The sequence below is a fragment of the Burkholderia sp. AcTa6-5 genome (assembly GCF_017815075.1).
In the GTDB taxonomy this organism is placed as follows: Bacteria; Pseudomonadota; Gammaproteobacteria; order Burkholderiales; family Burkholderiaceae; genus Burkholderia; species Burkholderia sola.
Window position 1 is genome coordinate 75071 of sequence record NZ_JAGIQE010000012.1, and the last position, 10633, is coordinate 85703.

Sequence of the window (10633 nt, forward strand, 5' to 3'; positions counted from 1 at the left end):
GCGAGGTGCCGCCCCGGAGCGCGACGCGCGGCGGGCGTGGGGGCGGCGGGTATTCAAGGTCGGTCCGGCTCAGATCGGTCGCGTATCGTCCGGGTCGACCGGGCGGCGTTGCGGCATCAGCAGCAGGTGGCTCGCGATCGGCCACAGCGCGGCTTCGACGAAACCGTCGACCAGATAGCGCCAGCCGGGGAACGCGGCGCCCATCAGCAGGCGGATCACGAACGGCACGAGCTGCGCGGCGACGAGCAGCGGCGTGACGTACAGCACCTGCACGCCGATCGGCATCCACAGCACGCGGCGGTGGATCGTGATCGCGCCGTACGACAGCAGCGTATAGGCGAGCGCGTGCTCGCCGAGCAGCCCCGCGTCGTGCACGTCCATCAGGATGCCGAGCGCGAACGCGACGCCCATCCCGACCTTGCGCGGTTGATGGATGTTCCAGAACAGCAGCACGAGCGCGACGAAGTCGGGCACGCCGGGCAGGCGGCCCCACGGCATCAGGTTCAGCAGGAACGCGGCGGCGAGGCTGAAGACGATGAAGTACGGGTTGACCGGCTGCAGGATGTATTGCGGACGGTTCATCGCTGGGCTCCTGGTTGCCCGGCCGCGGGCTTCGCGGGCGCGGCAGCGGGCTGGGCCGGCGCGGCGGGCGCCGCCGGCGCGGGTTTCGCGCCGGGTGCGGCCGCGGCGGCCGGCTTCGCGTTCGCGTCGGCCTTCTCGGCCTTCTCGGCTTTCACGCCCTTCGCGGCGGCTTTCGCGCCCTTCTTGCCCTTCGCGTTCTTCTCGGTCGCGGGATCAAGCTCGGCCGGGCGCGGCGGGATGTCGTTCCGGTAATGCAGCACGAGCATCTGGCGCGCGCCGCGTACGGCCGCGACCGGTGCGCAGGTCACGCGGGCGAACGCGGTATCGGCGAGCTTGTCGACGCGCACGACCTTCGCGACCGGCAGGCCGGGCGGATAGACGCCGTCGAGGCCGCTCGTGACGAGCTCGTCGCCGGCGACGAGATCCGCGCTCGTCGGCACGAAGCGCAGGTCGAGCGAATCGCCCTTCGGCGTGCCGTAGATCACGCTGCGCAGGCCGGTGCGCAGCACCTGCACGGGAATCGCGAGATCGCGGTCGGTGATCAGCGTGACTTCGGCCTGCAGCGGGAACACGCGCGTGACCTGGCCGACCACGCCGTCCTCGCTGACGACCGGCGAGCCGTCCTGGATGCCTTGCTGCGACCCCTGGCCGATCACGATCTTCTGCGTGAACGGGTCGCTCGTGTCGTACTGGATCTCGACCGGGGTCGACTGCGTCGCGATGTGCTGGCGCAGTTCGAGCACCGCGCGCAGGTGCGCGTTTTCCTGCGTGAGCACGGCGGCCTGGTTGGCTTGCGTGGACAGTTGCAGGTTGCGCTTGCGCAGGTCGTCGTTCTCGTGGCGCAGCGACGCGCCGGTAACGGCGATGTCGGCCGCGCCCATGAACAGGTCGCGCGGCACGAGCGCCGCGCGTTGCAGCGGGTAGAGCACGGTGCCGAGCACGCCGCGCACGATTTCGAGCGTGCTGAAGCGCGCGTCCGACACGAGGAGCGCGATGGCGAGGGCGACGAAGAAGATGAGCCGCGCGAGCGCGGGCGGACCTTGCTTGAAGAGGGGCGGCGGACTGTATTCCATGGTCGGCGCCGGGCGCGTGTGATCGGTTAAATAATGCTCAGACGCGCAAACGGCGCGGCGGTTCGTTCTGAACGAGCGATCCGGCCGCGCCGCGGGTGCGTCATATCAAACGGGACTGCTTAGGCGATCACTCGGCGATCACTCGTACGAGAAGATGCTGCCCAGCTTGTCCATGCGCTCGAGCGCCATGCCCGAACCGCGTACGACGCAGGTGAGCGGATCCTCGGCGACGAGCACCGGCAGGCCGGTTTCTTCCGCGAGCAGGCGATCGAGGTCGCGCAGCAGCGCGCCGCCGCCCGTCAGCATCATCCCGCGTTCGGCGATGTCGGCGCCGAGTTCCGGCGGCGTCTGTTCGAGCGCGATCTTCACCGACGACACGATCTGGTTCAGCGGATCGGTCAGCGCTTCGAGGATTTCGTTGCTGGAGATCGTGAAGCTGCGCGGGATGCCTTCCGACAGGTTGCGGCCCTTCACTTCCATTTCCTTGACTTCGGAGCCCGGGAACGCGGAGCCGATTTCCTTCTTGATCGCCTCGGCGGTCTGCTCGCCGATCAGCATCCCGTAGTTGCGGCGGATGTAGTTGACGATCGCCTCGTCGAACTTGTCGCCGCCGACGCGCACCGAGCCTTTGTACACGATGCCGCCGAGCGAGATCACGCCGACTTCGGTCGTGCCGCCGCCGATGTCGACGACCATCGAGCCGGTGGCTTCGGACACCGGCAGGCCCGCGCCGATCGCGGCCGCCATCGGCTCCTCGATCAGATAGACCTGCGACGCGCCGGCGCCGTGCGCCGCTTCCTTGATCGCGCGGCGCTCGACCTGGGTCGAGCCGCACGGCACGCAGATGATGATGCGCGGCGACGGCGAGAACATGCGCGACTCGTGGGCCGTCTTGATGAACTGCTTGATCATCTGCTCGGTGACGGTGAAGTCGGCGATCACGCCGTCCTTCATCGGGCGGATCGCCTCGATGTTGCCCGGCACCTTGCCGAGCATCTGCTTGGCTTCCTTGCCGACCGCCTGGATCGTCTTCTTGCCGTTGGGGCCGCCTTCCTGGCGGATCGACACGACGGACGGCTCATCGAGGACGATGCCCTTGCCGCGCATGTAGATCAGGGTGTTTGCGGTGCCGAGGTCGATCGCGAGATCGTTGGAGAAGTAGCTGCGCAAAAAACCGAACATTCAGAATCCTGTTTCGCTCTGGGCCGGCCCTGCATAGCGAGCGCTGAGGGCGGCAGCGGAAAAAATAACAGCCTCGGGAAGCGTGGCGGAAGCGGCCGCCGCGGCGCACGAAGCTGCGAGTGATGTCTACCGGGGATCGCACGAAGCACGCACGGCTTGCCGAAACAGGGCGAAACGGTGCGGGAAAAGGCTGCCGGGTTTGGGTCGAACGCGTAATGATACCTTATAATTTCTCGGTATTTGAATCGAAACGGGCGGTATTTTTGCCGCTTCGGCCCCGATTTTTGAGGGTGGGATCGCACCCTCCAACCCCCCGCCGCAGTGCTGTCGTCGATGCGCTGCGCAGCCTTGTTTTTCCGGTGATCGCATGGCCCTGACCCTGACCGATGTGAAACGCATCGCGCACCTGGCGCGACTCGAAATGGCCGACGCCGACGCCGAGCACATGCTCGGCCAGCTCAATGAATTCTTCGGCCTCGTCGAACAGATGCAGGCGGTCGACACCGCCGGCATCGCGCCGCTCGCCCACCCGATCGAACAGATCCAGGAAGTCGCGCAGCGCCTGCGCGACGACGCCGTGACGGAAGTCGTCGATCGCGACGACAACCAGCGTCCGGCGCCGGCCGTCCAGGACGGCCTCTATCTCGTGCCGAAGGTGATCGAGTAAGCATTCGATGACAAGCGCGCCGGCCGTCCAGCGCCGCGCGCCACCCAGAATTCCCAGGAAAACCACTCAATGCACGCAAAAAGCCTGACCGAACTGCGCGCCGCGCTCGCCGCCAAGGAATGCTCGGCCGTCGAGCTCGCGCAGCACTACCTGAAGCGGATCGACGCCGCGCGCGACCTGAACGCGTTCGTCCACGTCGACGCCGACCTCACCCTCGCGCAGGCGAAAGCCGCCGACGCGGAACTCGCCCGCGGTGCGGGCGGCGCGCTGACCGGCCTGCCGATCGCGCACAAGGACGTGTTCGTCACGCGCGGCTGGCGCTCGACCGCTGGCTCGAAGATGCTCGCGAACTACGAGAGCCCGTTCGACGCGACCGTCGTCGCCCGCCTGCAGGCGGCCGGCATGGTCACGCTCGGCAAGACCAACATGGACGAGTTCGCGATGGGCTCGTCCAACGAGAATTCGGCGTTCGGCGCGGTGAAGAACCCGTGGGACACGAACGCGGTGCCGGGCGGCAGCTCGGGCGGCAGCTCGGCCGCCGTCGCCGCGCGCCTCGCGCCGGCCGCGACCGGCACGGACACCGGCGGCTCGATCCGCCAGCCCGCGTCGTTCGCGGGCGTGACCGGCATCAAGCCGACCTACGGCCGCGTGTCGCGCTACGGGATGATCGCGTTCGCGTCGTCGCTCGACCAGGGTGGCCCGATGGCGCAGAGCGCGTCCGATTGCGCGCTGCTGCTGAACGCGATGGCGGGCTTCGACGAGCGCGACTCGACGAGCCTCGAGCGCGACGACGAAGACTTCACGCGCCACCTCGGCCAGCCGTGGGCGGCCGGCAACGACGCGGGCAAGCCGCTCGCGGGCCTGCGCATCGGCTTGCCGAACGAGTATTTCGGCGCCGGCCTCGCCGACGACGTGCGCGCGACGATCGACGCGGCGCTCAAGCAATACGAAGCGCTCGGCGCGACGCTCGTGCCGGTGTCGCTGCCGAAGACGGAACTGTCGATCCCCGTGTACTACGTGATCGCGCCGGCGGAAGCGTCGTCGAACCTGTCGCGTTTCGATGGCGTGCGCTTCGGCCACCGCGCCGCGCAGTACGGCGACCTGCTCGACATGTACAAGAAGTCGCGCGCCGAAGGCTTCGGGCCCGAGGTGAAGCGCCGGATTCTGGTCGGCACGTACGTGCTGTCGCACGGCTACTACGACGCGTACTACCTGCAGGCGCAGAAGATCCGCCGCATCATCGCGAACGATTTCCAGGAAGCGTTCAAGTCCTGCGACGTGATCATGGGCCCGGCGTCGCCGACGGTCGCATGGGATCTCGGCGCGAAGGGCGACGATCCGGTGCAGATGTATCTCGCCGATATCTACACGCTGTCGGTGAGCCTCGCGGGCCTGCCCGGCATGAGCGTGCCGTGCGGCTTCGGCGCGGGCGCGAACGCGCAGCGCCCGGTCGGCCTGCAGATCATCGGCAACTATTTCAACGAAGCCCGGATGCTGCAGGTCGCCGACGCGTTCCAGCGTGCGACCGACTGGCACAAGCAAGTTCCGGCGGGGGTGTAAGCATGACTCAATGGGAAGTCGTTATCGGTCTCGAGACGCACGCGCAACTGTCGACCGTCTCGAAGATTTTCTCGGGCGCCTCGACGCAGTTCGGCGCGGAGCCGAACACGCAGGCGTGCCCGGTCGACCTGGCGCTGCCGGGCGTGCTGCCGGTGCTGAACCGCGGCGCGGTCGAGCGGGCGATCCGCTTCGGCCTCGCGATCGGCTCGACCATCGCGCCGCGCAGCATCTTCGCGCGCAAGAATTATTTCTACCCCGATCTGCCGAAGGGCTATCAGATCAGCCAGTACGAGATTCCGGTCGTGCAGGGCGGCCAGATCACGATCCAGGTGCCGGCCAACGAAAAGGCCGGCAAGGCCGCGTACGAGAAGACCGTCAACCTGACCCGCGCGCACCTCGAGGAAGACGCGGGCAAGTCGCTGCATGAAGACTTCGCCGGGATGACGGGCATCGACCTGAACCGTGCCGGCACGCCGCTGCTCGAGATCGTCACCGAGCCGGAAATGCGCAGCGCGGCCGAGGCCGTCGCGTACGCGAAGGCGCTGCACGCGCTCGTCGTGTGGCTCGGCATCTGCGACGGCAACATGCAGGAAGGCTCGTTCCGCTGCGACGCGAACGTGTCGGTGCGCCCGGTCGGCCAGGAGAAGTTCGGCACGCGCGCGGAAATCAAGAACCTGAACTCGTTCCGGTTCCTCGAGGAAGCGATCAACTACGAAGTGCGCCGCCAGATCGAGCTGATCGAGGACGGCGGCGAAGTCGTGCAGGAAACGCGCCTGTACGATCCGGACAAGCGCGAGACGCGTTCGATGCGCAGCAAGGAAGACGCGCACGATTACCGCTACTTCCCGGACCCCGACCTGATGCCGCTCGTGATCGGCCAGGACTGGGTCGAGCGTGTGCAGTCGGGCATGCCCGAACTGCCGGCCGCGATGCAGCAGCGCTTCGTCGACGAGTACGGCGTGTCCGCGTACGACGCGGGCGTGCTGACGTCGAGCAAGGCGATGGCCGCGTACTTCGAATCGGTGGTCGCGAAGGCCGGCGCGGCGAATGCGAAGATCGTCGCGAACTGGCTGATGGGCGACGTGTCGTCGCAACTGAACCGCGACGGCATCGAGATCGACGCGATTCCGGTGTCGGCCGCGCAACTCGCGCTGTTGCTGCAGCGCATCGCCGACGGCACGATCTCGAACAAGATCGCGAAGGAAATTTTCGCGACGATCTGGGACGAGAAGGCGACCGACGAAGGTGCGGCCGACCGCATCATCGACGCGAAGGGCCTGAAGCAGATCTCCGACACCGGCGCGCTGGAAGCGATCATCGACGAAGTGCTCGCGGCGAACGCGAAATCGGTCGAGGAATTCCGCGCGGGCAAGGAAAAGGCGTTCAACGCGCTGATCGGCCAGGCGATGAAGGCGACCAAGGGCAAGGCCAATCCGCAGCAGGTCAACGAACTGCTGAAGAAGAAGCTCGGCTGAACATGCGTGCGCGCCTGAACCGCGCTTGACGACGGGCCGCTCCGAAGCAGTTCGGGGCGGCCCGTCGCGTTTGGTGGATGCGTTATCGTATGCATCGCACCGTCCAACGGAGGAACGAATGGCGAAACAACCGTCGCTCGACGATTTCCGCGTGCCCTACAGCACGCGCGACAAGGAAGCCGCCGCATTCAAGCTCGACGCGTTCGACCCGGCCGCGAAGCCGTTTTCGTCCGGTTCGAAGGAGGCCGACCGCGAACGGCTGTCGGCCGTGTCGACCGAGCTCGACGTCCAGCAGGAGCGCCTGCACACGCAGCAGAAGAAGCGCGTGCTGCTCGTGCTGCAGGGGATGGACACGAGCGGCAAGGACGGCACCGTGCGCGCGGTGTTCCGCGAGGTCGATCCGCTCGGCCTGCGCATCGTGCCGTTCAAGGCGCCGACGCCGATCGAGGCCGCGCACGACTTCCTGTGGCGCGTGCATGCGCAGGTGCCGGCGGCGGGCGAACTCGCGATCTTCAACCGCAGCCACTACGAAGACGTGCTGGTGCCGCGCGTGCTCGGTGCGATCGACGACAAGGAATGCGAGCGCCGCTACCGGCAGATCCGCGATTTCGAGACGATGCTGTTCGAGAACGGCACGACCATCGTCAAGTGCTTCCTGCACATTTCGAAGGACGAGCAGCGCGCGCGGCTGCAGGCGCGTATCGACGATCCGACCAAGCACTGGAAATTCGACATCTCGGATCTCGACGCGCGCAAGCACTGGGACGCGTACCAGTCCGCGTACCGCGACGCGCTCGCCGCGACGTCGGCCGAGCATGCGCCGTGGTACGTGATCCCGGCGAATTCGAAGACGCACCGCAACGTGATGATCGCCGAGCTGCTGCTGCGCACGATGACCGACATGAAGCTGGAATTCCCGCCGCCGAAGCCCGAACTCGAAGGCGTGAAGATCCGCTAACCCCTGTAAAAACATCGAACTGAACGGAACCCGACATGATGCGAGTGATTACCGCCAACCTGAACGGCATCCGCTCCGCCGCGAAGAAGGGCTTCTTCGACTGGCTCGGCGAACAGAACGCCGACTGCGTGTGCGTGCAGGAAATCAAGGTATCGGCCGACGACCTGCCGGCCGAATTCGTCGAGCCGCACGGCTTCAAGAGCTATTTCCACCACGCCGAGAAGAAGGGCTACAGCGGCGCGGGCGTGTACAGCCGCCGCGAACCCGATGACGTGATCATCGGCTTCGGCAGCAGCGAGTTCGATCCCGAGGGGCGCTACGTCGAGGCGCGCTACGGCAAGCTGTCGGTCGTGTCGGTGTACGTGCCGTCCGGCTCGAGCGGCGAGGAGCGCCAGCAGGCGAAGTACCGCTTCATGGCTGAATTCATGCCGCACCTCGCGGCGCTGAAGAAAAAGCGCGAGGTGATCCTGTGCGGCGACGTGAACATCGTCCACAAGGAAATCGACATCAAGAACTGGAAGAGCAACCAGAAGAATTCCGGCTGCCTGCCGGAAGAGCGCGAATGGCTCACGAAGCTGTTCGACGACGTCGGCTACGTCGACGTGTTCCGCACGCTCGATCAGCGCCCCGAGCAGTACACGTGGTGGAGCAACCGCGGGCAAGCGTATGCGAAGAACGTCGGGTGGCGGATCGATTACCAGATCGCGACGCCGGGCGTGGCCGGCACCGCGAAAAGCACGTCGATCTTCAAGGACATCAAGTTCAGCGACCACGCGCCGCTGACGATCGACTACGACTACACGAAGTGACGGCCGGCGCTACGCGGTGCGCGTAGCCGCCGCATGCAAAACGGGCCGCATGTCGAACATGCGGCCCGTTTCGTTTGGGGCGCGGCTTACTGCTTGAGCGACGCCATATCCACGACGAACCGGTACTTCACGTCGCTCTTCAGCATCCGCTCGTAGGCGGCGTTGATCTGCTGCATCGGAATCGTCTCGATATCGGACGTGATCCCGTGCTCCGCACAGAAATCGAGCATTTCCTGCGTCTCCGCGATCCCGCCGATCAGCGAGCCCGCGAGGCGGCGGCGCTTGAAGATCAGGTTGAACACCTGCGGCGACGGATGATCGTGCTCCGGCGCGCCGACGAGCGTCATCGTGCCGTCGCGCTTCAGCAGGTGCAGGAACGGGTTCAGGTCGTGCTGCGCGGCGACCGTGTTCAGGATGAAGTCGAAGCTGTTCAGGTGCGCGTTCATCTGCGCTTCGTCCTTCGAGATCACCACTTCATGCGCGCCGAGCCGCTTGCCGTCCTCGATCTTCGACGGCGACGTCGTGAACAGCACGACGTGCGCGCCCATCGCGCGCGCCAGCTTCACGCCCATGTGGCCGAGGCCGCCAAGGCCGACGATGCCGACCTTCTTGCCGGGGCCGACGTTCCACTGCCGCAGCGGCGAGTAGGTCGTGATCCCCGCGCACAGGAGCGGCGCGGCGCCGGCCGGATCGAGCGTGTCCGGCACGCGCAGCACGAATGCTTCGTCGACGACGAGCTGCGTCGAGTAGCCGCCGTAAGTGATGTCGCCCGTCACGCGATCCTGGCCGTTGTAGGTGCCGACGAAGCCGTTTTCGCAATACTGCTCGAGGCCTTCTTCGCAGCTTGCGCAGGTGCGGCACGAATCGACGAGGCAGCCGACGCCGACCAGCTCGCCGACCTTGAAGCGCGACACCTGCGGGCCGGTCGCGGTCACGCGGCCGACGATTTCATGGCCCGGCACGACCGGGTAGATCGTGTTGCGCCATTCGTTGCGCGCCTGGTGAAGGTCCGAGTGGCAGACGCCGCAGTAGAGGACGTCGATCTGGACGTCGAGGTCGCGCAGCGCGCGACGCTGGAATTCGAACGGGGCGAGCGGCGAGCGCGAATCGGTCGCCGCGTAGGCATAGGTTGTGCTCATGCAATGGGCTCCTTGTCCGGAAAACGTCCGGTGAAACAGACTGCCGTCGCATCATGTGGCGATGCGGCGAGACAGGACGTCATCGTAAGGAGCGAGGCGCCGCGGCGAAATACCCGAAGGTCTGGAAGATTTGCCTATTCCTCTCGAATTGCCCGCGAACAGCCGTCAAAACGCGTTCACGGTGCTACATTGCGAGCCAGATTCTCTTGCCGGACAGGGCCGCACCGATGAGCTTCCAACCCTTTTTGGCCGACGCGGGCGAGCGCCTGCAGCGCCGCATGATCGACCTGCACACGCGCCTCGCGCCGAACGAGGGCGACACGCTCGCGGCGCTCGACGGCGTGCGCTTCATCCGCGTGACCCATCCGGCGCCGCGCATGCCGGTGCTGTACGAGCCGAGCATCATCGTCGTGTGCCAGGGGCGCAAGCTCGGCTACCTCGGCGACCGCTCGTTCGTGTACGACGCGCAGCAGTATCTGGTGCTGTCGGTGCCGCTGCCGTTCGAATGCGAGACGTTCGCGAGCATGGACGAGCCGTTTCTCGCGATCTCGATCCGCGTCGATCTGGCGGTGATCGCCGAGCTGGCGATCCTGCTCGACGAGACGCTCGGCGCGGCCGTCAGCGAGCCGCTCGGCGTCTACTCGACGCCGCTCGATGCGCCGCTGGCCGATGCGGTCGTGCGGCTGCTCGAAGCGCTCGCGTCGCCGCACGACACGCGCGTGCTGGGGCCGGCGATCATGCGCGAGATCGCGTATCGCGTGCTGACCGGCGAGCAGGGCGACGCGATGCGCGCGGCGCTCGTTCAGCAGCATCATTTCGGCCGCATCGCGAAGGCGCTGCGGCGCATCCATGCGGAGCTGAAGGCCGATCTCGACGTCGAGACGCTCGCCCGCGAGGCCGGGATGAGCCTCGCGGTGTTCCACGCGCAGTTCAAGCACGTGACGGCGACGTCGCCGATGCAGTACGTGAAGACCGCGCGGCTGCACCAGGCGCGGCTGATGATGGTGCGCGACGGGCTGGGCGCCGGCGCGGCGGCCGCGCGGGTCGGCTATGCGAGCGCGTCGCAGTTCAGCCGCGAGTTCAAGCGGCTGTTCGGCCGCAGCCCCGGAGACGAAGTGCGCTGGATGCGCGACAGCGGCGTGCGCTCGGTTTCGGATATTGTGCGGGCGTGATGTGCGCGAAATGTGG

At 66.7% G+C, this 10633-nt stretch carries 10 protein-coding genes; 6 read left to right on the plus strand and 4 right to left on the minus strand.

The genetic code is table 11. From position 1 onward, the window contains the following. Positions 1-69: 69 nt before the first annotated feature. The 3 genes from mreD to J8I33_RS17685 all read right to left on the minus strand — a co-directional run bounded on the left by mreD (position 70) and on the right by J8I33_RS17685 (position 2837). The gene (mreD, locus tag J8I33_RS17675; protein WP_006477476.1) at positions 70-582 is read right to left on the minus strand and encodes a rod shape-determining protein MreD; all 513 of its coding nucleotides are present in this window, start codon (positions 580-582) and stop codon (positions 70-72) included. Next, positions 579-1655, minus strand: coding sequence for a rod shape-determining protein MreC (gene mreC, locus J8I33_RS17680; protein WP_209938404.1), 1077 nt, complete (start codon positions 1653-1655; stop codon positions 579-581). The genes mreD and mreC overlap by 4 nt, the downstream gene beginning before the upstream one ends. A gap of 138 nt (positions 1656-1793) precedes the next feature. Further along, on the minus strand, positions 1794-2837 hold the full coding sequence (locus tag J8I33_RS17685) for a rod shape-determining protein (protein WP_004189550.1): 1044 nt from the start codon (positions 2835-2837) through the stop codon (positions 1794-1796). Between the two features lie 367 nt (positions 2838-3204). Here J8I33_RS17685 and gatC point away from each other — a divergent pair, with 367 nt between their 5' ends. The 5 genes from gatC (at position 3205) to J8I33_RS17710 (ending at position 8306) form a co-directional block, all read left to right on the plus strand. After that, complete coding sequence (gatC, locus tag J8I33_RS17690) at positions 3205-3504, plus strand: Asp-tRNA(Asn)/Glu-tRNA(Gln) amidotransferase subunit GatC (RefSeq protein WP_006485929.1); 300 nt, start codon at positions 3205-3207, stop codon at positions 3502-3504. 69 nt (positions 3505-3573) lie between these two features. Beyond that, positions 3574-5064, plus strand: coding sequence for an Asp-tRNA(Asn)/Glu-tRNA(Gln) amidotransferase subunit GatA (gatA, locus tag J8I33_RS17695; protein WP_006494379.1), 1491 nt, complete (start codon positions 3574-3576; stop codon positions 5062-5064). A 2-nt stretch (positions 5065-5066) separates the two neighbouring features. Beyond that, positions 5067-6539 carry an Asp-tRNA(Asn)/Glu-tRNA(Gln) amidotransferase subunit GatB gene (gene gatB / locus J8I33_RS17700; RefSeq protein ID WP_050011133.1) on the plus strand — a complete coding sequence of 491 codons (1473 nt, stop codon included), beginning with the start codon at positions 5067-5069 and terminating at the stop codon, positions 6537-6539. 118 nt (positions 6540-6657) lie between these two features. Continuing rightward, complete coding sequence (locus J8I33_RS17705; protein WP_050011134.1) at positions 6658-7497, plus strand: polyphosphate kinase 2 family protein; 840 nt, start codon at positions 6658-6660, stop codon at positions 7495-7497. Between the two features lie 35 nt (positions 7498-7532). Further along, positions 7533-8306 (plus strand): exodeoxyribonuclease III, encoded by a 774-nt coding sequence (locus J8I33_RS17710; protein ID WP_074802007.1) that lies wholly within the window; start codon positions 7533-7535, stop codon positions 8304-8306. Positions 8307-8392: 86 nt separating this feature from the next. On the opposite strand, the gene J8I33_RS17715 is transcribed toward J8I33_RS17710, so the two are convergent. Further along, positions 8393-9445, minus strand: coding sequence for an NAD(P)-dependent alcohol dehydrogenase (locus J8I33_RS17715; RefSeq protein ID WP_124653081.1), 1053 nt, complete (start codon positions 9443-9445; stop codon positions 8393-8395). A gap of 227 nt (positions 9446-9672) precedes the next feature. Here J8I33_RS17715 and J8I33_RS17720 point away from each other — a divergent pair, with 227 nt between their 5' ends. Continuing rightward, a complete protein-coding gene (locus tag J8I33_RS17720; protein ID WP_209938406.1) occupies positions 9673-10617 on the plus strand; it encodes an AraC family transcriptional regulator in 945 nt (314 codons plus the stop codon). Positions 10618-10633: the final 16 nt, after the last annotated feature.